At 62.3% G+C, this 21,527-nt stretch carries 23 protein-coding genes and 1 tRNA gene; 16 read left to right on the forward strand and 8 right to left on the reverse strand.

The annotated features are described in order from the left end of the window. Window positions 1-41: 41 nt before the first annotated feature. From serS to LB536_RS03225, 4 genes are all read left to right on the forward strand, one after another. Window positions 42-1,346 (forward strand): serine--tRNA ligase, encoded by a 1,305-nt coding sequence (serS, locus tag LB536_RS03210; RefSeq protein WP_224590101.1) that lies wholly within the window; start codon window positions 42-44, stop codon window positions 1,344-1,346. Continuing rightward, window positions 1,346-2,104, forward strand: coding sequence for a 5'/3'-nucleotidase SurE (surE, locus tag LB536_RS03215; protein ID WP_140761390.1), 759 nt, complete (start codon window positions 1,346-1,348; stop codon window positions 2,102-2,104). The genes serS and surE overlap by 1 nt, the downstream gene beginning before the upstream one ends. Further along, complete coding sequence (locus LB536_RS03220) at window positions 2,101-2,760, forward strand: protein-L-isoaspartate(D-aspartate) O-methyltransferase (protein WP_140761388.1); 660 nt, start codon at window positions 2,101-2,103, stop codon at window positions 2,758-2,760. The genes surE and LB536_RS03220 overlap by 4 nt, the downstream gene beginning before the upstream one ends. Window positions 2,761-2,926: 166 nt before the next feature. Continuing rightward, window positions 2,927-4,459 (forward strand): peptidoglycan DD-metalloendopeptidase family protein, encoded by a 1,533-nt coding sequence (locus LB536_RS03225; protein WP_224590102.1) that lies wholly within the window; start codon window positions 2,927-2,929, stop codon window positions 4,457-4,459. A 112-nt stretch (window positions 4,460-4,571) separates the two neighbouring features. Here the strand turns inward: LB536_RS03225 and LB536_RS03230 are convergent, their stop codons facing one another. Then, a complete protein-coding gene (locus tag LB536_RS03230; RefSeq protein WP_224590103.1) occupies window positions 4,572-5,462 on the reverse strand; it encodes an NAD-dependent epimerase/dehydratase family protein in 891 nt (296 codons plus the stop codon). 113 nt (window positions 5,463-5,575) lie between these two features. Here LB536_RS03230 and LB536_RS03235 point away from each other — a divergent pair, with 113 nt between their 5' ends. After that, window positions 5,576-6,397 (forward strand): AraC family transcriptional regulator, encoded by an 822-nt coding sequence (locus tag LB536_RS03235; RefSeq protein ID WP_224590104.1) that lies wholly within the window; start codon window positions 5,576-5,578, stop codon window positions 6,395-6,397. A 5-nt stretch (window positions 6,398-6,402) separates the two neighbouring features. Here LB536_RS03235 and LB536_RS03240 read toward each other — a convergent pair whose 3' ends face one another. After that, window positions 6,403-7,278 (reverse strand): ATP-binding protein, encoded by an 876-nt coding sequence (locus tag LB536_RS03240; protein WP_224590105.1) that lies wholly within the window; start codon window positions 7,276-7,278, stop codon window positions 6,403-6,405. A gap of 288 nt (window positions 7,279-7,566) precedes the next feature. On the opposite strand from LB536_RS03240, the gene yajC reads away from it, so the two are divergent. From yajC to LB536_RS03270, 6 genes are all read left to right on the forward strand, one after another. Continuing rightward, a complete protein-coding gene (gene yajC, locus LB536_RS03245) occupies window positions 7,567-7,908 on the forward strand; it encodes a preprotein translocase subunit YajC (RefSeq protein ID WP_010909882.1) in 342 nt (113 codons plus the stop codon). A 51-nt stretch (window positions 7,909-7,959) separates the two neighbouring features. Continuing rightward, the gene (gene secDF, locus LB536_RS03250) at window positions 7,960-10,509 is read left to right on the forward strand and encodes a protein translocase subunit SecDF (protein ID WP_224590106.1); all 2,550 of its coding nucleotides are present in this window, start codon (window positions 7,960-7,962) and stop codon (window positions 10,507-10,509) included. A gap of 26 nt (window positions 10,510-10,535) precedes the next feature. Further along, entirely contained in the window at window positions 10,536-10,928 is a 393-nt protein-coding gene (locus LB536_RS03255; protein WP_224590107.1) for an Mth938-like domain-containing protein, read from the forward strand. A gap of 1 nt (window position 10,929) precedes the next feature. After that, complete coding sequence (locus LB536_RS03260; protein WP_224590108.1) at window positions 10,930-11,778, forward strand: phytoene/squalene synthase family protein; 849 nt, start codon at window positions 10,930-10,932, stop codon at window positions 11,776-11,778. A 78-nt stretch (window positions 11,779-11,856) separates the two neighbouring features. Continuing rightward, a complete protein-coding gene (locus LB536_RS03265) occupies window positions 11,857-12,291 on the forward strand; it encodes a hypothetical protein (RefSeq protein WP_224590109.1) in 435 nt (144 codons plus the stop codon). After that, window positions 12,291-13,241 (forward strand): sterol desaturase family protein, encoded by a 951-nt coding sequence (locus LB536_RS03270; protein WP_224590110.1) that lies wholly within the window; start codon window positions 12,291-12,293, stop codon window positions 13,239-13,241. Before LB536_RS03265 ends, LB536_RS03270 begins: the two co-directional genes overlap by 1 nt. A 5-nt stretch (window positions 13,242-13,246) precedes the next feature. Here LB536_RS03270 and LB536_RS03275 read toward each other — a convergent pair whose 3' ends face one another. The 5 genes from LB536_RS03275 to LB536_RS03295 all read right to left on the reverse strand — a co-directional run bounded on the left by LB536_RS03275 (window position 13,247) and on the right by LB536_RS03295 (window position 16,212). Beyond that, window positions 13,247-13,579 carry a type II toxin-antitoxin system RelE/ParE family toxin gene (locus LB536_RS03275; protein WP_140808775.1) on the reverse strand — a complete coding sequence of 111 codons (333 nt, stop codon included), beginning with the start codon at window positions 13,577-13,579 and terminating at the stop codon, window positions 13,247-13,249. Continuing rightward, the gene (locus tag LB536_RS03280; protein WP_084637101.1) at window positions 13,551-13,853 is read right to left on the reverse strand and encodes a type II toxin-antitoxin system ParD family antitoxin; all 303 of its coding nucleotides are present in this window, start codon (window positions 13,851-13,853) and stop codon (window positions 13,551-13,553) included. Before LB536_RS03280 ends, LB536_RS03275 begins: the two co-directional genes overlap by 29 nt. Window positions 13,854-13,922: 69 nt before the next feature. Beyond that, on the reverse strand, window positions 13,923-15,335 hold the full coding sequence (gene trmFO, locus LB536_RS03285) for a methylenetetrahydrofolate--tRNA-(uracil(54)-C(5))-methyltransferase (FADH(2)-oxidizing) TrmFO (RefSeq protein ID WP_224590111.1): 1,413 nt from the start codon (window positions 15,333-15,335) through the stop codon (window positions 13,923-13,925). Window positions 15,336-15,882: 547 nt separating this feature from the next. Continuing rightward, a complete protein-coding gene (locus tag LB536_RS03290) occupies window positions 15,883-16,023 on the reverse strand; it encodes a DUF1127 domain-containing protein (RefSeq protein WP_135904405.1) in 141 nt (46 codons plus the stop codon). Window positions 16,024-16,071: 48 nt separating this feature from the next. Next, entirely contained in the window at window positions 16,072-16,212 is a 141-nt protein-coding gene (locus LB536_RS03295; RefSeq protein WP_013531315.1) for a DUF1127 domain-containing protein, read from the reverse strand. Between the two features lie 235 nt (window positions 16,213-16,447). Between LB536_RS03295 and LB536_RS03300 the strand changes: the two genes are divergently transcribed. The 3 genes from LB536_RS03300 (at window position 16,448) to LB536_RS03310 (ending at window position 18,757) form a co-directional block, all read left to right on the forward strand. Next, entirely contained in the window at window positions 16,448-17,566 is a 1,119-nt protein-coding gene (locus LB536_RS03300; RefSeq protein ID WP_224590112.1) for a DUF2157 domain-containing protein, read from the forward strand. Continuing rightward, window positions 17,563-18,147 (forward strand): GDYXXLXY domain-containing protein, encoded by a 585-nt coding sequence (locus LB536_RS03305; RefSeq protein WP_224590113.1) that lies wholly within the window; start codon window positions 17,563-17,565, stop codon window positions 18,145-18,147. Before LB536_RS03300 ends, LB536_RS03305 begins: the two co-directional genes overlap by 4 nt. Before the next feature lie 238 nt (window positions 18,148-18,385). Next, window positions 18,386-18,757, forward strand: a complete 372-nt coding sequence (locus LB536_RS03310) for a hypothetical protein (RefSeq protein WP_224590114.1) — start codon at window positions 18,386-18,388, stop codon at window positions 18,755-18,757. A 94-nt stretch (window positions 18,758-18,851) separates the two neighbouring features. Here LB536_RS03310 and LB536_RS03315 read toward each other — a convergent pair. Then, window positions 18,852-18,934: transfer RNA gene (locus tag LB536_RS03315), tRNA-Leu, on the reverse strand. 359 nt (window positions 18,935-19,293) lie between these two features. On the opposite strand from LB536_RS03315, the gene tig reads away from it, so the two are divergent. Continuing rightward, on the forward strand, window positions 19,294-20,769 hold the full coding sequence (gene tig / locus LB536_RS03320; RefSeq protein WP_140761349.1) for a trigger factor: 1,476 nt from the start codon (window positions 19,294-19,296) through the stop codon (window positions 20,767-20,769). Between the two features lie 151 nt (window positions 20,770-20,920). Continuing rightward, a complete protein-coding gene (locus tag LB536_RS03325) occupies window positions 20,921-21,445 on the forward strand; it encodes a hypothetical protein (RefSeq protein ID WP_411966528.1) in 525 nt (174 codons plus the stop codon). Window positions 21,446-21,527: the final 82 nt, after the last annotated feature.

Genomic DNA, 21,527 nt, shown 5'->3' on the forward strand with positions numbered 1-21,527 from the left:
CGGTTTACGCCCCTCAAGCCTAGCTTGAGGACGGATAGACCATGCTTGACATCAAATGGATTCGCGACAACCCGAAGGCCCTTGTCGAGGCGCTGGTCAAGCGCTCGTGGTCGTCCGAGGAGGCGCAGTCCACAGTCGATGATCTGATCACCCGGGATGAGGTGCGGCGCGAGCATGTCACCGAATTGCAGACCAAGCAGGAGCGCCGCAACGCCGCCTCGAAGGAGATCGGCAACGCCATGCGTTCGGGCGATGCCGCCCTTGCCGAAAAGCTGAAAGCCGAAGTCGGCGAGATCAAGACTTTCATCCAGAACGGCGAGGCGCGCGAACGCGAGCTCGACAAGGCCCTGAACGACGCGCTGGCGGTGCTGCCCAATGTTCCGTTCGACGACGTGCCGGTCGGCAAGGACGAGCACGACAATGTCGTCAGGCATATCGTCGGCAAGGCGCCGACGCGGCCCAACTGGGTGAAGGAGCATTTCGAGATCGGCGAAGCGCTCGGCATGATGGATTTCGAGCGCGCGGCAAAGCTGTCCGGTTCGCGCTTCACCGTGCTCAAGAGCGGCCTGGCGCGGATGGAACGCGCGATCGGCCAGTTCATGCTCGACCTGCACACGACCGAGCACGGCTATGAGGAGGTCATCCCGCCTCTGATGGTGAAGGACGACGTTCTGTTCGGCACCAACCAGTTGCCGAAGTTCGAGGAGGATCTGTTCTTCACGCCGCACGGGGAGGGCAGGCTTGGCCTGATCCCTACTGCCGAAGTGCCGCTCACGAATCTCGTGCGCGAGGAGATCACCGCGCATGAAAAGCTGCCGCTGCGCTACACCGCGCTGACGCCCTGCTTCCGTTCCGAGGCAGGCTCGGCGGGACGTGACACGCGCGGCATGCTGCGCCAGCATCAGTTCTACAAGGTCGAACTGGTGTCGATCACCGACCAGGAATCCTCGCTCGCCGAGCATGAGCGGATGACTGAGTGCGCCGAGCAAGTGCTGAAGCGGCTCGGCCTGCCGTTCCGCACCATGGTGCTGTGCACCGGCGATATGGGCTTTGGCGCGCGCAAGACCTACGACATCGAAGTCTGGCTGCCTGGCCAGAACGCCTATCGCGAAATCTCGTCCTGCTCTGTCTGCGGCGATTTCCAGGCGCGCCGCATGGACGCCCGCTACAAGGACAAGGACGGCAAGGGCAACCGTTTCGTCCATACGCTCAACGGTTCGGGCACCGCTGTCGGCCGCGCGCTTATTGCTGTCATCGAAAACTACCAGAATGAGGATGGCAGCGTAACCATTCCTGAAGTGCTGCGGCCTTACATGGGCGGTCTGGAAAAGATCGAATCGAAATAATGCGCATTCTTCTGACCAATGACGACGGCATTCATGCCGAGGGCCTGGCGTCACTCGAGCGCGTCGCCCGCACACTGTCCGACGATGTCTGGGTGGTGGCGCCGGAGCAGGACCAGTCGGGCTATGCGCATTCGCTGTCGATCTCGGAGCCGCTGCGGTTGCGAAAAATTGGCGAGAAGCATTTTGCCGTGCGCGGCACGCCGACCGACTGCGTCATCATGGGCGTCAGGAAGATACTGCCCGGCGCACCCGACCTGATCCTGTCCGGCATCAACTCGGGCGCCAACATCGCCGACGACGTGACCTATTCGGGCACCGTCGCCGGCGCCATGGAAGGCGCACTGCTCGGCATCCGCTCGATCGCGCTCAGCCAGGGTTACAGCTATGTCGGCGAAGACCGTGTCGTCCCCTATGAGACCACCGAGGCTTTGGCGCCGGCGCTGCTGAAGAAGCTCGTCGCGGCGCCGCTGCCGGACGGCGTGCTGCTCAACGTCAATTTTCCGAACTGCCTTCCCGAGGAAGTGGCCGGCACGGTGGTCACCACGCAGGGCAAGCTGGTGCACAGCCTGTGGGTCGACGAGCGCCGCGACGGGCGCGGCCTGCCTTATTACTGGCTGCGCTTCGGCCGCGAGCCGGTCGAAGGCAAGCAGGGAACCGATCTCTTTGCCCTGCGCAACCGGCTGGTGTCGGTGACGCCGTTGCAGCTCGACCTCACCGCGCATGAGATCCGTGACCAATTGAGCAAGGCGCTTGCATGAATCAAGGCTTTCCAATCGATGATCGCGAAGGATTTGCAGCTTTCCTGCTGCGCCTGCGCGGCAGGGGAATGGTCCCGAAGGCGCTGATCGCGGCTTTCGAAGCAACGCCGCGACGCGGCTTCCTGGCGGCGCAGTTCCACCCGATCGCCTGGTCGGATCGCATGCTGCCGATCGAATGCGGTGAGGCGATCGAAGGGGCTGACATGCAGGCGGCGGTGATCGCCGCACTCGCCATCGAAACGGGAAACCGCGTGCTCGAAATCGGCACCGGCTCAGGTTACACGGCGGCTGTGATGTCGCGGCTGGCGGCGCGCGTCGTGACCGTCGATCGCTACAAGACGCTGGTCGAGCAAGCCCGGCAGCGTTTCGAGGCGCTCGGCATGGGCAATGCCATCGTGCGCCAGGCCGATGGTTCCAACGGATTGCCCAATGAAGGGCCGTTCGACCGCATCGTGGCCTGGGCGGCATTCGACAGCCTGCCGCGCTTCCTGCTCGACCAATTGTCGAGCGGCGGCATCGTCATCGCACCGATCGGCCCGGAGGAGGGCGAGCAGGTGCTGGCCAAGCTCACCAAGGTCGGCAGCCGTTTCGAACGCGAGGATATCGGCATGGTGCGGCTGCAACCGATCCTGCGCAGCTTGGCAGCGGTTATCTAGTTTCAGGCCGGCTGCCGGATCTCTTTCGGACCCAGCTATCGGTATCGCCGACCATCCTCAAATGTTTTAAGAAAATTTTCGTCGGATTCTAATGGGTTAACCGCCCAGTAACATTAACGCGCTTTAATCCTGTCCAGTTGGTGCAGCGTTTGTGCGGGTTAGTGCGATGCAACTCAGTGTTTTGAAGGCAAATAGTCGCAATCTGGCGCGGGGCTGCGCTGTTCTGATGATTGCGGGCGCGGCGGCAGGGTGCAGTTCCCAGGCTTCGCGGTTCAACAGTGTCGACGACGTCTTCACTTCCTCGACAAACAATCAGCGCGCTATCATCAACAAGCAGGATGCGGTTCAGCCCTATCCGGGCGATGTCTCGGCCGCTCCGCTCGACGGCAGCCACACGCAGTCGGTGAGCCGCTCCAGTCTCGAACCGGTTTCCAGTCGGCCATTGCCGCCACCGGCTTCCGCGCAGGCGCAGCCGGCTCCAGCGCTCGCGCCCGCCACCAATCCGGTGCGAGTCGCATCGGCGCCGGCCCTGGTTCGCCCGGCGCCGCATCTCGACAGGGCGACGACCGGCACTGTTGCGCCGGCCGCGAAGCCTTTCAAGAATGCCCAGCCGGACGAGCCGAAGATGGCCCAGGCCGGCACGCCGCACGCGACAGAAATCGTCGTCAGGGACGGCGAGACCCTTTCCGGCCTTGCGGCACATTACAAGGTGCCGGCCGATGTCATCATGAAGGTGAACGGCCTGAGCCCGACCAAGGGGCTGAGGACCGGTCAGAAGATCGTCATCCCGGCCTATGCCTATTCAAGCAAGGGCGAGCCGAAGGTTGCCGACGCGAAGCCGGCGAAGGACGGCAAGCACGATCTGCCGGCCACCGCGCCGGACAAGGTCGCCGTGCTGCCGCAGCAGCCGAAGCTCAAGGAGGGCAAGTCCGCGGCCCAGGTCGACGCGTCGGCCGCCGCGAGCCAGCCCAAGGAGCCAAAGCCGGCGCAGGTGGCCAAGGCAACCGGCGCTGCGGGCACTTATACGGTCCAGTCGGGAGACACGATGTCCTCGATTGCCAGGAAGACCGGCGTCGGCGTCGTGGCGCTGAAGCAGGCCAATGCCATGAAGGATGGCTTGCTCAAGATCGGCCAGACGCTGAAGGTGCCGGCCGGCGGAACAGCGACAGTCGCCAGTGCCAAGCCGGCCAAAGTCGATCCGGTGACCACCGCAACCACGCAAGCTCCGGCAAAGACCACGCCGTCGGAAACGCTGGCATCCTACACGCCGCCGAAGAAGGACGCCAAGGTCATCCAGCAGGCCGAGGACGACGACGCGGTGGCGCCGGGTGCCACTGGGATCGGCAAGATGCGCTGGCCGGTTCGCGGCCGGGTGATTTCCAGTTTCGGATCCGGCAAGGACGGCGTCGACATCGCCGTGCCAACTGGCACGCCGGTCAAGGCGGCCGAGAACGGCGTCGTCATCTATGCCGGCGACGGGTTGAAGGAATTCGGCAACACGGTGCTGGTGCGTCACGAGAACGGTCTGGTCACCGTCTATGGTCATGCCAGCTCGATCGAGGTGCAGCGCGGCCAGAAGGTCAAGCGCGGCCAGGAAATCGCACTCTCGGGCATGAGCGGCACGACGGACTCGCCGAAGCTGCACTTCGAAGTGCGCAAGAACTCGGCTCCGGTCGATCCGTCAGGTTATCTCGAATAGAATAAAAAAAGCGATTCGCGGGCCGCCTGACCTCCAGTCCGGCCCGCCGGCTCAGGCCCGCCCCGCAAGGAGCGGGCTTTTTCAGTTTTGTCGGATGGCTGTTTCTCAAGGCTCAAAGATGATCGCGCAGCGTGTCGGCGATCATCACCTCGAGGCTGCTGGCCTTGATACCGAGAAGCATCTCGGCGTCGGAGGAATCCACCAGCAAGGGGGTCTCGAAAAGATAGCTCATCTCGATGAGCTCATGCATGCCCAATGCTTCCATCTCGGCAGTGGAATAGGAACGGATTTCCAAGGCCTCTTGCCGAAGCATCGCGGCGGTTTTCTGGATGAGTTGGCGGGGTGAGGCGTATTGCGAGGGAACGTGAAACGCGCGCCCCCACTCGCCCGTGTAACGGGAGGCCGCGACAAGCGTCCTGGCGACGTCCTTGGTGAAGGCCCAGGCGTGCGTGGCATCGAGATTTCCAATGAAAGCTGTGGGCTTCCCCTCGATGATGGAGGGCAGCGCGACCAGCGAGAAGTAGCTGATGGCGCCATGTCCGAGATAGTCGCTGGATCGCACTTCGAGTGCCGGCACGTCGGCACGGACCGCCCGCTGCCACATGATCGTCCTGGCGGTTCCTTTCTTCGAAGTCGGGTCCAGGGAAAGGTCGGAGCGAAGCGGGCTGTCGGCATTTTCCCCATAGCCATACAGGTTTCCAAGGACGATGAGCTTAGCGCCGACCGCCTCCGCCGCGCGCACGGTGCCGTCGATGATGGGGAAAAAATCGGTTGGCCACCTGTGATAGGTGGCCATGGCGCACATGAAAATGGCGTCGGCGCCTTGGCAGACACGCGCGAGTTCCGAGGCATCGGTGGCGTCGGCCTGTACGGCCCGCACGTTCCGCAACGCGTTCGAACCGACGCTCCGGCTGATGAGAATGACATCATGTCCTTCCTCGCCAAGAAGGCGAGCGGTTTCGCGACCGACCGGCCCCGCTCCGACAACAACATAGAAACTCATGGCATAACCTCTCGTCCAAGTTTGATGGAGAGGCGTGAGTACAGGTCCACGGCATTGAAAATCGCGCGGGAATTGCCAAATCTCGAACAGGTTTTGCCACGAATCGAGAGAGCATGCGTTCGCAATACGCTCCGGCCCAAGCCGCGTCCGACGTAACCATGGCCTCCCGGCATATCGAAGCCGGCGTCCACCGCCTGCCCCCGGCGTCACACCATCGCATCATGGTGCATGCCAGTGCGGCGACGCGCTCCTACTGCAATCAGGTCGGACGATATTTCGTCAGGCGCGCCGGCGATATCGACCTGGTGCCGGCCGGCCAGGAGGGCGGCTTCGAGGCCGAAACCTCGTTCGACACGCTGGAGATCGCGTTGCAGCCAGCCTTGATGGAAAGGGTGGCGGAGGAGCTTGGCGGCAAGGCGCAAGCATTGCGGCTCGACACGCGGCACCTGCTTCGTGACCAGCGCATCGAACATCTCGCTCGAGCGCTCGAGAGCGAACTGAATGCAAACTCGCCGAGTGACCCTTTGTTTGCCGACAGCATTGGCGCCGCACTGGCGGTGAGGCTGCTTGGCCTCGGTGAACCTGATATCGGTCGAACGAACCGTTTGTCGGATACCCAGCTGACACGCGTGCTGGAGTACGTCGAGGCGGCTCTCCACGAGCCGCTTTCGATCCATCGACTAAGCCGAGTTGCCGGCGCGAGCAGCTCGCATTTGCGGACATGGTTCAAGGCGGCGACGGGCGTCACCTTGCACCGCTATGTGTTGCGACGTCGCGTCGAACGCGCACGCGTTCTGCTGCAGCGAGGCGATCTCAGCACAAGCGAAGTCGCTGAAATGACGGGCTTTGCGCACCAGTCACACTTGGCGCATTGGATGCGCCGAGAGATCGGCCAAACGCCGCGCGACCTGCGACGGCCGCCGCCACCCAAATGACCGCATCAATCCTGTAGCGGCTTGCCGAGCCTACCAGCCAGATCCTGGGTAAACTGCCAGGCGACCCGGCCCGAGCGGCTGCCGCGCGTCGTCGCCCATTCCAGCGCCTCTGCCCGCAGCTGCTCGGGGTCGATGTCGAGACCATGATGGCTGGCATAGCCGTTGACCATGTCGAGATATTCGTCCTGCGAGCATTTGTGGAAGCCGAGCCACAGGCCGAAACGGTCGGACAACGAGACCTTTTCCTCGACCGCCTCGGACGGGTTGATGGCGGTCGAGCGCTCATTGTCGATCATGTCGCGCGGCAACAGGTGGCGGCGGTTCGAGGTGGCATAGAAGATGACGTTGGCCGGGCGGCCCTCGACGCCGCCTTCAAGCGCCGCCTTCAGCGACTTGTAGGACGTGTCGTCATGATCGAAGGAAAGGTCGTCGCAAAACAGGATGACGCGGAAAGGGGCCGCCTTCAGCAAGCCCATCAGCTTCGGCAGCGTGTCGATGTCCTCGCGGTGGATTTCGATCAGCTTCAGCGGCAGGCCGGATTTGGCCTTGGCATTGATTTGTGCATGCACGGCCTTGACCAGCGACGATTTGCCCATACCGCGCGCGCCCCACAACAGGACGTTGTTGGCGGCGAAGCCGGCGGCGAAGCGCTCGGTGTTGTCGACGAGGATGTCGCGGACGCGGTCGACGCCGCGGATCAGGCCGATGTCGACGCGGTTGACCTTGCGCACCGGCTCCAGATAGCCGGGTTCGGCCTGCCAGACGAAGCAATCGGCCACGTTGAGGTCGGTTTCAGGCACCGGCGGCGGCGCGAGCCGGCTGACCGCTTCGATCAGGCGGTTGAGTTTCTGGTTCAGGGCGTCAATGCTGGTATCGGTCATATCAGGTCTTTTGCTTTGGTTTTTGCCGTGGTAGGCGGCCCCGGTTCGATTCCGGCGGTTTCGAAACCGGTTGCAACCATTTGTTCGAACGTGATCTTTTCCGAAAACTGGCTCGCGCTTTTCGTGATCCTGCTCTAACACGGCTAAACAGGCCGGAAAAGCAGCGGATTTGCCCGGCCGCGCAGTTGCATTGACAACTTTACCGACTATATTCCGGCCAAATTTCTAGGGGCCGCCAAATTCCACAAGACGGTTTGGCGGCTGTTTTCAAAATTCAGGAGTACCTCGATGTTCGTGACACCGGCATACGCCCAAGGCATCGGCGGCGCCTCTCCCGATATGTTCATCAGCATTTTGCCGTTTGTCCTGATTTTCGTGATCATGTATTTTCTCATCATCCGCCCGCAGCGCACACAGCTGAAGAAGCGCGGCGAGATGCTGGCGGCGGTTCGTCGCGGCGACACTGTCGTCACCGGCGGCGGTTTCGTCGGCAAGGTGACGAAGGTGATCGACGACAACGAGCTGGAGATCGATCTTGGCGGCGGCACCAAGGTGACGGCGCTGCGCTCGACGATCGCCGACGTGCGCGTCAAGGGCGAACCGGTCGCCAACCAGAACGCCAAGAAATAACCAGATTCAAGGCGGAGCGATCCGCGGACACGCTCTGACGGACGACGCCATATGCTTTATTTCTCGCGCTTCAAGATGATCCTGATCTGGCTGGCCGTGGCCGCCACAGTGATCCTCGCCGCGCCCAATCTGTTCCCCGCCAGCACGCTGGCCCAGCTCCCCAGTTGGGTGCCGAAGCGGCAGATGACGCTCGGCCTCGACCTGCAGGGCGGTTCGCACATCCTGCTGGAGATGAATCAGAACGACCTAATCAAGGATCGGCTGGAGACGGCGCGCGATGAAATCCGCACACTGCTGCGCGATGCCAAGATCGGTTATACCGGCCTAGCCGGCACGGGCCGGACCCTGCAGGTCCGCATCACCGATCCGGCCCAACTCGATGCCGCCAAGAAGGCGTTGAAGAGCTTGACGGATCCCGTTGCCGCCGGCCTGTTCACAGGCGGCTCCATCCAGGAAATGTCACTGGACGATTCGGAGCCCGGCCTGCTCAAGTTCACCGTTACCGACGCCGGCATCAAATACCGCACATCGACCGCACTGGAACAGTCGATCGAAGTGGTCCAGCGCCGCGTCAACGAACTCGGCACGACCGAGCCTATCGTGCAGCGGCAAGGTGACGACCGCATCCTCGTCCAGGTGCCTGGCCTGCAGGACCCGCAGCGGCTGAAGGAAATCCTCGGCCAGACCGCGAAGCTGACCTTCCAGATGGTCGACCAGTCGATGCCGGTGCAGGACGCCCTCAAGGGACGCCCGCCGGCAGGCGATTCGGTGCTCTATTCGCAGGACGATCCGCCCGTTCCCTACCTGATCGAAAACCGCGTCATCGTATCGGGTGAAAACCTCGTCGACGCACAGGCGACATACAATTCGCAGAACAACGAGCCGGTGGTTTCGTTCCGCTTCGATTCGAAGGGCGCTGCCCGCTTCGGCCAGGCCACCGCGCAGAATGTCGGCAAGCTGTTTGCCATCATCCTCGACAACCAGGTCATCTCGGCGCCGCAGATCCGCGAGCCGATCCTCGGCGGCACGGGCCAGATCTCCGGCAATTTCACAGCCCAGAGCGCCAATGATCTCGCCGTGCTGCTGCGCGCCGGTGCGTTGCCCGCGACGCTGACCGTCATTGAGGAACGCACCGTGGGGCCGGGCCTAGGCCAGGATTCGATCCATGCGGGCAAGGTCGCCGGCATCATCGGTTCGATCCTCGTCGTGGCGTTCATGTTCGTGTCCTACGGTTTCCTTGGCTTCCTCGCCAACATCGCGCTGGCGGTGCACGTGGCGATGATCGTCGGGCTGCTGTCGCTGCTCGGGGCGACGCTGACCTTGCCGGGTATTGCCGGTATCGTGCTGACCATCGGCATGGCGGTCGATTCCAACGTGCTGATCTACGAGCGTATCCGCGAGGAGCGACGCGCCGGCCGCTCGGTGATCCAGGCGATCGACACCGGTTTCTCGAAGGCGCTGGCGACCATCGTCGATTCCAACGTCACGTCGCTGATTGCCACCGTGGTGCTGTTCTATCTCGGAACCGGACCGGTGAAGGGCTTTGCCATCACCTATGCCATCGGCATCCTGACCACGGTCTTCACCGCTTTCACCTTCACCCGTCTGCTGGTCTCGATCTGGCTCCGGCGTGCCCGTCCGAAGGAATTGCCGAAAGCACCGGTGACCTTCGTTCCACCGGGCACGAAAATTCCGTTCATGGGTATCCGCCGGTGGACGTTCGCGCTGTCGAGCACATTGTCGATACTGTCCGTCGTGCTGTTCATGAGCGTCGGCATCAATTACGGCATCGATTTCAAGGGCGGCTCGCTGATCGAGGTCCAATCCAAGAGCGGCGATGCCAATCTCGGCGATATCCGCAGCCGACTGACGGAACTGAACATCGGCGAAGTGCAGGTGCAGCAGTTCGGTGCGCCCAACGACGTGTTGATCCGCGTCGGCACACAGGACGCGGGTGAAAATGCCGAGCAGACCGTGATCGACAAGGTGCGCGGCGAGTTGCAGGACCAGTATAATTTCCGCCGCGTCGAAGTGGTGGGCCCGACGGTTTCCGGCGAATTGGCCAAGCAAGGCACGATAGCCATGATCGTCGCGCTGGTCGGCATCCTTGTCTATGTCTGGTTCCGTTTCGAATGGCAGTTCGCGGTCGGCGCTATCGTCGCGACGGTGCACGATGTGGTCATGACGCTCGGTTTCTTCGTCATAAGCGGGCTGGAATTCAACCAGTCGTCGCTGGCGGCGATCCTGACCATCATCGGTTATTCGCTGAACGACACGATCGTGGTCTATGACCGCGTCCGCGAGGATCTGCGAAAATACAAGCGAATGCCGTTGCCGCAACTGTTGAACAACGCCATCAATGAGACGTTGTCGCGAACGACGCTGACGTCCGTGACGACCAGCTTGGCGCTGCTGGCGCTGGTGCTGTTCGGCGGCGAAGTGATCCGCTCCTTCACCTTGGCGATGCTGTTCGGCGTCGTGTTCGGCACGTATTCTTCGATCTTCATCGCGGCGCCGTTGCTGATCCTGTTCAAGCTGCGGCCGCAAGCTTCGGCCGATGAGGAGAAGCCGGTCAACGGTGGCAAGGCGGTCGCGACCTGACGCGCGGCCCCGAAGGTGACAGAGTGGTGACCGGCAAAGGCATCGTCATCCGCGAGGCGCATTTCCCCGGCCGCGCGCCGATCGAGGCTTATGGCAATGGCGGCTTCCGCTTTGCCGACATGTCGCATCGCGGCTCGCTCCTGTGTCTGCCGTCCGGCATCCATGGCTGGGAGCCGGCAAATCCCCTGGCGCTGACGACGGCGGATTTCGACCGGCTTCTGGCCGAGGCCGACAGGGTCGAGATCCTGTTGGTGGGCATGGGCAGGGATCTGCGGCCGTTGCCGGCGGCGCTGCGGGGGGCATTGAAGGATGCAGGCATAGCCTCCGACCCGATGTCGACCGGTGCAGCAGTGCGGACCTACAACGTCCTTCTGGCGGAAAACCGCGCCGTGGCTGCCGCGCTCATCGCCGTCGACTGATATGTCGCAGAATGCCAAAATCGTCATGGACGGGGTGCGCGCCGCCGATCATGATCGCTATCTCACCGCGCTCTATGCAGCTGCCGATAAGCGCGACGCGCTGTTTTCGCTCTACGCTTTCAATGCCGAGATCGCGGGCATCCGTGACCGCATCCATGAGCCGTTGCCCGGTGAGGTGCGGCTGCAATGGTGGCGCGATGTCATTGCCGCCGGCGGCGAGGCGGGCGCGGGCCATCCCGTTGCCGAAGCCTTGAACGCCACCATTGCGACATTCAAGCTGCCGAAACTCGCCTTCGAGAACATGCTCGAAGCACGTATCTTCGATCTCTACGACGACCCGATGCCATCGCGCACCGATCTGGAGGGCTATTGCGGCGAGACTGCAGCCGCGCTCATCCAGCTCGCGGCAATGGTGCTCGATCCTGTCGAGGCGCCGGGGTTTGCCGAACTGGCGGGCAGGGCGGGCTGCGCCCAGGCGATGACGGGCCTTTTGCTTCTGTTGCCGCTGCACCGCAAGCGCGGGCAATGCTTCGTGCCGGCCGATATTCTGGCGGCAGCGGGCTCGTCGCCGGACGCATTTGTTGCTGGCGATGGCGGGCCTGGCGCTCAGCGCGCCGTGGCCGCGATGATCGCGCTGGCGCGCGAACATCTTTCCGCCTTCGAGCGGGGTGCCGCCGCGCTGCCGGGGTCGTTGCGTCCGGCATTCCTGCCGCTGGCGCTGTCACGCGCCTACCTCGACAAGATGGAAGGCTGGCGCCACTCACCGCTCGGCGGCGTGGCGCGGCTGTCGGCGTTGCGCCGGCATTGGTTGCTGCTGCGTCGCGCAGGCAAGGGCTGGCCGGCACTTTGACGTAAACGTCAATTGTGTTAAGGAGTCCGCCTGCCGAGAACTGTCGCAGAAGACGACGGGCTGGCCCGGAGGAAATCCATGAGCCTGCCCGTGCTGGTCGCGATCGTCGTGCTAGGCGTTGCGCTGTCGGTCGCCGCCGTGCATTTCACCGGCGGTAGCAAGATGGCCACGCTGACCGGCGCTGCTCAAGCGATAGGCCGATTCGCAGAGGACTTTCCCGACGAGATTGCGATCGCGGTTCGACTAACGGCGGACAGCCGGTCCGCTTTTCTCGATCTTGGCCATGGCCGCACGGGCATCGTCCACAGTATCGGCGGCTGCTTTCTGACCCGCGTCGTGACGCCTGGGGACGTCATTGTGTCCAATGCTGACGATACGAACACGATCCAGGTGCGGCTGACGGACTTCACCTGGAAGGGCGGCCGCTTCCGCTTTGCCAGTGACGTCGACGCACGGGCCTTGCTGAACGCTCTTGGGCCGCGAGACACGAGTTCCGCGAGGGAGGCCGCGTGATGGACAGCTACGATTTTCCGCAGGTCACCCAACTGGCCATTCCGTTTTTCGTCGCCGCGATCCTGATCGAATTATGGCTGGTGCGCACAGGTCGCGCCAAGGGCTCGTTCGAGACGCGCGACACCTTGACCAGCCTGATGATGGGCACCGGCAATGTCGTTGCCGGGCTGCTGCTCGGCGTCGTCTCCTACTGGGCGCTGCTGTGGCTCTGGCAGTTCCGTGTCTTCAATCTCGGCCTGTCGGTCTGGGTGTTCTTGGCCGCCTTCCTGCTCGATGATCTGCGCTATTATGTCTACCATCGCATCGCGCATCGGGTGCGCTGGGTCTGGGCCGAGCACGTCAACCACCATTCCAGCCAGCACTACAACCTCTCGACGGCGCTCAGGCAGAGCTGGACCGGGCTGTTCACCTTCATGTTCGTGCTGCAAGCGCCGCTGGTGCTGCTCGGCTTCCATCCGGCGGTGATTGCCTTCACCTTCGGCTTCAACCTGGTCTGGCAGTTCTGGATCCACACCGAGACGATCCGCAAGATGTGGGGCTGGTTCGAGTTTATCTTCAACACGCCGTCACATCACCGCGTCCACCACGCCACCAACCCGCGCTATCTCGACGCCAACTACGCCGGCACGCTGATCATCTGGGACCGCATGTTCGGCACCTTCGTCGAGGAATTGGAAGAGGACCGGCCGCGCTACGGCATCGTCAGGAATCTGGGCACCTTCAACCCGCTGAAGGTGGCATTCCACGAATGGATCGGCATGTTCAGAGATGCCTTCGCACCCGATCTGACGCTGCGCGAGCGTCTGAACTACCTGATCAAGCCGCCAGGCTGGAGCCATGACGGCTCGCGCGAAACCTCGGAAACGCTGAAGGCGGCATATGTTCGGAGAAATCCGGGCGAGGCGGGCAAGCCGGGATTGCCGTCGGCAAGCGTCGAGCCAGCGGAATAGTTCTGCTACGATGGCCCGCTCGACCCGCCATCACGCATCAGCGTTTCATAGTCGCGGCCGCCGTAGAATATTTTGACGATGTGCACGAGGTCGTTGTCGATCACATAGGCGATGACGGCCGAGTGTTCGAATGGAACGGTCCGCAAGCCCGGCACGATGTCGTCGCGGGACCGCCCGCCGCGAGGCGCATTGCCGATGCTCTGGCAGCGAAGCTTGATCCGGTCGACGAATTGAATGGCTACGCGCTCGCTTCCGCTCTGGTCGAGAATATAGCTGGCAATCGAATCCAGATCGGCGAGTGCCTCTTGGCTAAGAATGACGGCGAGACGCTGGATCATCGCTCTCTCTCGCCAGCTCCGAGATTCGCTTCTTTACTCGCTCGATCGCTTCATCCAGCGGGACGCCTGGTCTTGTGTCTTCGATCGATGCCTTCACGCGCGCCCGGATCGAGGCCATACGCTCGGCATGTTCCTCTTCTTCGCGCTGGAAAGCGCGAAGGGCAGCCCGGATGACCTCGCTCGCTGAGCCGAAAGAGCCATCCTCGACTTTTTCTCGGATCATACGTGCCATGGCGGGCGTGACGGTGACGGATAGTTTCTCGGCGGATTCCATTGTGCGGCTCCTAGGATAAGTAGGATACTATACTACTTATCACTCTGATCCAACAGATGCGGCAATCCGTTATTCCGCCGCCTCAGCCGTTGGCGCCGGCAAACCCAGCCATTGCCGGCAATCGGCCCGCGCGCGCGACGTGATGGCATGCCTTTTGGCTATGGTCTTGTCCTTGCCGCGCAGGCGCCGGCCTTCGACTTTCTGCGCTTCGGCCGGTGGGAACAGGCCGAAATTGACATTCATCGGCTGGAAGGAACGCTTGCCGGGCTCATCGTCGGAGACGATGTGGCCGCCGGTGATGTGGTTGAGCAGGGCGCCGAACGCCGTGGTGAGCGGCGGCAGCGACGGTGCGTGGCCAAGCCGCTCGGCGGCCGCGAAGCGTCCGGCGAGCAGGCCGATCGCGGCGCTCTCGACATAGCCCTCGCAACCGGTGATCTGGCCGGCAAAGCGCAGGCCCGGCCGCGACTTCAGCTGCAGCGAGCCGTCGAGCAAGGTCGGCGAGTTGATGTAGGTGTTGCGGTGCAGGCCGCCGAGACGGGCGAAGTCAGCGTTTTCGAGGCCCGGAATGGTGCGGAAGATGCGCACCTGCTCGGCATGCTTCAATTTGGTCTGGAAGCCGACCATGTTGTAGAGCGTGCCCAGCGCGTTGTCCTGGCGCAGCTGGACGACGGCATAGGCCTTCACCGTCGGGTTGTGCGCATTGGTCAGGCCCATCGGCTTCATCGGTCCGTAGCGCAGCGTCTCGACGCCGCGTTCGGCCATGATCTCGATCGGCAGGCAACCGTCGAAATAGGGCGTGCCTTCCCACTGCTTGAACTCCGTCTTCTGGCCGTCGACCAGGGCCTGCACGAAGGCGAAATATTGCTCCTTGTCCATCGGACAGTTGATGTAGTCCTTGCCGGTGCCGCCAGGCCCGACCTTGTCGTAGCGCGACTGGAACCAGCAGGTGTCCATGTCGATCGTGTCGAAATGGATGATCGGCGCAATGGCATCGAAGAAGGCCAGCGCGTCGGCGCCGGTCGCCTCGGCGATCGATTGGGCAAGGGAGGGCGCGGTCAATGGCCCGGTGGCGATGATCGCCTGATCCCACTCCGCCGGTGGCAGGCCGGGAACTTCCTCGCGCTCGATGGTGATCAGCGGATGTGCTTCAAGCTTTTTCGTCACCGCATCGGAAAAACCGTCGCGGTCGACGGCCAGCGCGCCGCCGGCCGGCACCTGGTTGGCGTCGCCGGCGCTCATGATCAGCGAGCCGGCCAGCCGCATTTCGGCATGCAGCAGGCCGACGGCGTTGTTTTCGGCGTCGTCGGAGCGGAAGGAATTGGAACAGACGAGTTCGGCCAGGCCATCGGTCTTGTGGGCGTCGGTGCCGCGAACCGGGCGCATTTCATGCAGGATGACGGGCACGCCGGCCTCGGCGGCCTGCCATGCCGCTTCGGAACCGGCGAGCCCGCCGCCGATGATATGGATGGGATTTTTGCTCATGGCGCCGGAATAATCGCTTGCCGCGGCGATTGCAATTGTCGCGCGCGCGAAACGCCTGGTCGGGAAAGCCCGCCCCTGAAAACAACAACACCCGCCGGGGGAGGAGGTCCGGCGGGTGTCGTTTTGGGGGTCGACCCTCGGGAGGAGGTGAAGGCCGACCATATTCGTCATCGCCGGGGAGGAGGTCGGCTCAGACGAAATTCTTTTCGCATCTTTAAAGAGGGCGAAGCCTCTGGGGCAAAATTCGTTTTGCCCTGGGGAAACAACGCCCGCCGCGGGAGGAGGTGCGGCGGGCGCCGTTTGGGTGGCCAACCCTCGGGAGGAGGTGAAGGTTGGACCTATTCGTCATTGCCGGGGAGGAGGTCGGCTTTGACGAAATCTCTTTTGCTATCTTTCAAAAGGGGCAAAACCCTTTTTGGGGAACAACGCCCGCCGCGGGAGGAGGTGCGGCGGGCGCCGTTTTGGTGGTCAACCCTTGGGAGGAGGTAAGGGCTAACCGTATTCGTCGAGGTCGGGGAGGAGGTCGACCCGGACGAAATTCCGTCGTTTAGATCGCCTTGCGGGCGACGATCTTGATTTCGTCGCGGACGATACCGAGATCATGCAGCTGGCGGTTCGAAAGGCGACCCAGCTCGGTAACCGTCTCGCGATAAACGCGCCAGTTACGATAGTTGCGGATCAGGTTCATTGTCATGCTCTTCTCAAAACTGATTCGGACCATTCGCGGTCCGAAGAATTAGACCGCCTTGCGAGCGACGTAAGGAATGTCGCTGCGGCTGATGCCGAGGTCGGTCAGTTCACGGTTGCTCAGGCGGCTCAGCTCGGAAACGGTGTCCCGGTAGCGGCGCCAGTTGCGGTAGTTGCGGATCAAGTTCATGGTAGTTCTCGTTTCGTCTTTCTTGCGGATCATTCCGTTTGTGTACGAACCATAAATAGGGGGACCCATATCGATTTAAAAGCGCTATGGCTGCATGGCAGCAATGCAAATTGTGCAATGCAACATTAACGCGGCTTCACGGACCTGACACAAAGAAGCCAGAATCAGAAAGTGCCGTGACGTCAACGGTTTGGCTGCGTCGGCTAAAATGGCGACCGGGTGGGGGAGAGAGGACATGGCGGGGTATTCGACACGGATCAGTGCCGACATCGAGCGATGGCGGCAGGCCGGACTGATCGACGCCTCGACGGCTGATGTGCTGAGGCGCGACGTCGAGGTCAACGCACGCCAGTCGCTCAGCTTCGGCTCGATCCTCGCAATGCTGGCGGCCCTTCTCTTTGGAGCGGCCGTCCTGATCTTCGTCGCTGCCAACTGGGATGCGATCCCGCGCCTGGCGCGGGTGACAGCACTCTTTGCCGTCATTCTCGGCGGCTATGTCGGCGGCGCGGTGCTGAAGACGCGCGACCACGCGGCAATCGGCGAAGCGCTGTGGATCATTGCCGCGGCCGCGTTCGGCGGCTCGATCGCGCTGATCGGCCAGATGTACCATTTGTCCGGCGACGAGGCTTCCGCGCTGGTCACCTGGGGCGGCGGTACGGCGCTGGCGGCGGTAGCGCTGCGCTCCAACCCGCTGACCGTGGCAGCGGTCGGTATCGCCGACGCCTGGCTGTTCCTGAAAGGGTTCGACTATTACAGCCGTAGCGAATTTCCGCATGCCTTCGTCGTCATGGCGGTCGTGCTGTTTGCCGTCTCGTTCTGGACCCGCAGCCAGCCAGCGCGGCACCTGATCATCCTGTCGCTGCTCTTCTATCTCGTATTGCTGGCGATGGACCACGAGACGCTGCCGGTAGCGATCCCGCTGGTCATTGTCTCTGTCGTGCTTTTCGCTGCCACCGTCTTTGCAACGGAACCTGTCGACAGGATCGTGCAACTCGGCGGCCACTTGCCGTTGCACGCATTGCTGGGCTTCCTCACCGGCCTGGCCATCATCCAGTTCGAACTGGCTGACGAAAGCACCTACAACAGCGGCTTCGCCATTGCCTCGGTCGTAGCTCTCGCCGGCATCGTCGCGGCTATCGTGTTCGCAGGGCGTGAGAGCCGGGGGCTGCGCTGGCTCGCCTATCTCGGCTTCGCCTTCGAACTCGCCGTCATCTATGTCGTGACCTTGCAGTCGATGCTCGATACGGCCGGCTTCTTCCTGGCCGCCGCGGTGCTCCTCGGCGCGCTTGCGATCGTCATCATCCGCGTCGAAAAACGCATGAAGGGTCCAGTCACCGCGGGAGCCACGGCATGATGACTGGAAAGAGGCTTGTCATCGCGGCACTCGTGCTGGCGCTCGTCCAGATCGGATTCCTGAGCTGGATCATCGCCGGACGGGCGGCGATCCTGCGCAACGGCAAGGAAGTGCTGTTGAAGATCGAACCGGTCGACCCTCATGATCTCTTGCGCGGCGACTATATCATCCTCGGCTATGACATCTCGCGCATGCCGGTGAAGATGATCGCTAACATTCCCGAGGGCAAATTCTCGAGCGACGACACGCCGATCGTGGTCCGGCTGAAGAAGGGCGCCGATGGGTACTGGACCCCGACCACAGCCTGGTTCGGCAAGGCGCCGGCGCCGGCCGGTGCAGAGGAGGCCGACATTTCGGGCCATGTCGCCGCCGGTTGGGACCTTCGCGGCGAAGGCATGACGATCGCGCCGGATTACGGCATCGAACGCTTCTATCTGCCGGAAGGCGAGGGGCTGGCGATCCAGAACGACATGCGGGCGCGGCCGTTCGGCATCAAGCTGGCGCTCGCCGCCGATGGCACGGCGCAGATCAAGGCGCTGGTGGATGGCGACAAGACGCTGTTCGAGGAGCCGCTTTTCTAGAAGCAGCAGCAACCTGCCAAAGTCGGTTGACCGCTAACAATCGAAGCTGTCGTGACACTCGAAAACCGCGCTCTTGATTTTGCCACCCGTACACATGCCGCCATCAGTGTCGGAAATATACAGGTGAGCCGCCGGAATAGCGAGAATGTTCGCCGCTGGCAGGCTTTGGAGGCTGGGGGTAGCTTATGATAGCTGTTGATTGCCAGGGGCGGTTTGGCTGCAATAGAGGGGGAAACGCTTGAACCGGATTTTGATAATACTCATCGCAGGAATCTGCTTCACATCTTCGACTGCTTCAGCCGGGCAGGAGGAGCAAAACATCAGTTACTTGGCTCGTATGTCAGATGGAAAATTGCATCGGGCCGCGGCAATTTCAGGAAACATCTATGGTGTATTGAAAAGGTGCCCGGCGCTGAGGCCAAGCGAAAGTGGAAAAGCCATGATGGCTGTCTCCATCCTTTTGTATCACGGGCTAGATAGACACTTGGCGCCCAATCAGGCCAAGTTCGAGAGGGCAATCCGCGTGTTTGAAGACGCTTATCGCAAGGCCGTTCAGCGTAAGGTCAATTGCCAGACCGATAAGGCCAAGGACCCGGACAGTTACCGGTAGATTTCGCCCCGGGTCAATCCCAAGCGGGAGAAGGACCAGGAGCGCGCCACCAAGATGTATGGGGCAGGTCTGCTTCATCGTTTCACACCGGCAGTGGTGCGGGTAGAGGGACTCGAACCCCCACGATCTCTCGCCAGAACCTAAATCTGGTGCGTCTACCAGTTCCGCCATACCCGCGTGACCCGGCAATCCCATGTAGCCATCATTCTGTCAATGTCGGAGACAACATGTCGGGTCAGGGCCGAAATGTGGTTATTCGCCTAAACGCGAAGACTGTTGAAAATTGGGCTCGCCTGTGACAAAAGGCGTGTCAAATGTGACGGGACGCGACGATCCGCTTCTACAAGATGTGATAAGAAGTAGGAAAAACAAGAACTTATTCACATTTTGGAACGCAGTTTGGGAGAGTTTGAGCCGCATTTCCGGTCAAATCGCCAGGTTCCGTACCAAAAGCCATTCCCGGCAAGAATTACCGGCAGGCTGTAAACGGCAGGGAGCCGTTTGGCAGCCTCATTGGTGAAAACAAAGGTTTTACGATGCAGGTCACCGAAACACTCAATTCCGGTCTCAAGCGCGAGATCAAGATCACCGTGCCGGCCGGTGACATGGAGGCCAAGCTGATGGCGCGGCTGTCGGACGCCCGCAACAAGGTTCGCATCAACGGCTTCCGTCCGGGCAAGGTGCCGGTGCAGCACCTGCGCAAGGTCTATGGCAAGTCGTTCATGGCCGAAGTGGTCAACGAGATCCTCAACGACTCGACCCGTTCGATCATCACCGGGCGCGGCGAAAAGGCCGCCATGCAGCCCGAGGTCATCATGACCGAGGACGAGAAGGAAGCCGAGAAGATCCTGGCCGGCGGCGCCGACTTCGAGTTCCGCCTCAACTACGAGGTCATTCCGGCGATCGAAATCAAGGATTTCTCCGACATCAAGGTGACACGCCAGGTGTTCGACGTTCCGGATTCGGAAATCGACGACCAGGTCAAGCGCGTCGCCGAATCGGCACGCAGCTACGAGCCGAAGACCGGCAAGGCCGCAGAGGGCGACCGCGTCTCGATCGACTATGTCGGCAAGATCGCCGGCGAGGCTTTCGCTGGCGGCGCCGGCAACGACCAGCCGCTGGTGCTGGGCTCCAAGGAATTCATTCCGGGCTTCGAGGAACAGCTGATCGGCACCAAGGCCGGCGACGAGAAGCAGGTCACCGTAACGTTCCCGGAAAACTACCAGGCGGCGCATCTGGCCGGCAAGGAAGCGACCTTCGACGTCACCGTCAAGGAAGTGTCGAAGCCCGGCGAACTGGAAATCAACGACGAGACCGCCAAGAACCTTGGCCTGGAATCGCTCGAGCGCCTGCGTGACATCGTGCGCGGCCAGATCGAGAACCAGTTCGGCTCGATGACGCGCCAGAAGGTGAAGCGCCAGTTGCTCGACCAGCTCGATGCTGCCTATTCGTTCGAAGCGCCGTCGAAGCTCGTCGAGGCGGAATTCAACAACATCTGGGCACAGGTCAACCGTGACCTGGAAGCCGCCGGCCGCACCTTTGCCGACGAAGAAACGACCGAGGAAGAGGCGCGCGCCGAATATATGCGCCTTGCCGAGCGCCGCGTGCGCCTTGGCCTCGTGCTGGCCGAGATCGGCGAGAAGGCCGGCGTCACCGTGTCGGACGAGGAACTGCAGCGCGGCCTGTTCGAGCAGGTTCGCCGCTTCCCGGCCAACCAGCAGCAGGAAGCCTTCGAGTTCTACCGCAGCAACCCCGAGGCGCTCAACGCGCTCAGGGCGCCGATGTTCGAGGAGAAGGTCGTCGACCACCTGCTCGAGCAGATCTCGGTCACCGACGTCAAGGTCAGCAAGGAAGAGCTGATGGCCGACGACGAGGAGGCCGAAACCGCGACCAAGGCGAAGCCGGCCAAGAAGGCCACCGCGAAGAAGGCTGACGACAAGAAAGCCGACGACGCGGAAGAGCCGAAGAAGAAGGCCGCACCGAAGAAAAAGGCGGCCAAGGACGCCGAATAGACCGGACGTTCCAACGGATTTCGAAAGGCCGCCTCCGGGCGGCCTTTTTCGTTGCGAAACTGCAACATCGGATTCGTTCTTGATGGGCACCGGTGGCGGTACGAAGCCTTGATCATTATCTGGTTGGTTGGAAGACCAGAGGTAATTGGTGATGTCGTTGCGGGTGTTCGTGGAAATGAGGCGCGCCGCCGCCACGGTGCTTTTCCTTGCCTTGGCCTTCGGCGCTGCCGGGGCCGGCACGGACAATTGGCGTTTCGCCACCGGCAATGACGGCCTCGTCACCGCGTCGGTCTATGCCACCAACAAGCTGATCACCGGGGGCGGCGCGCTGAGCTACAGCCCGGTGCTGACCATTGCCTGCCGCGCGGACGGCGAGCCGGCCTGGACCGAATGGCTGCAATTGAACGACGCGGTCTCCGCCAGCCGAAGAATCACCATGTCGGTCACGATCGACAGGGACAGCAAATTCGAAGAGAGCTGGTCCGTCGGTACACGCGGCAGGCTATTGATGCGCGACGGCGCCGATGGCATCAAGCGCCTGGTTCCGGCAAACCGCCTGCTTCTATCGTGGCGCTTCGGACTGCTGTCCGGGCGCGGTCAGGCCGATTTCGACCTGGCCGGCTTCGGTGAGGCGGTCAGCCAGATTGCAGGCAGTTGCAAGACCGATCCGCCGTGATTGCGAAAAGGGGCAGCCTTTTGGGCTGTCGCCACCGGAAGATTGATCCGAAAAATTCCTTCGCGCTTGCCCCTACCGTGCC

This window comes from Mesorhizobium sp. ES1-3, assembly GCF_020164795.1.
In the GTDB taxonomy this organism is placed as follows: domain Bacteria; phylum Pseudomonadota; class Alphaproteobacteria; order Rhizobiales; family Rhizobiaceae; genus Mesorhizobium.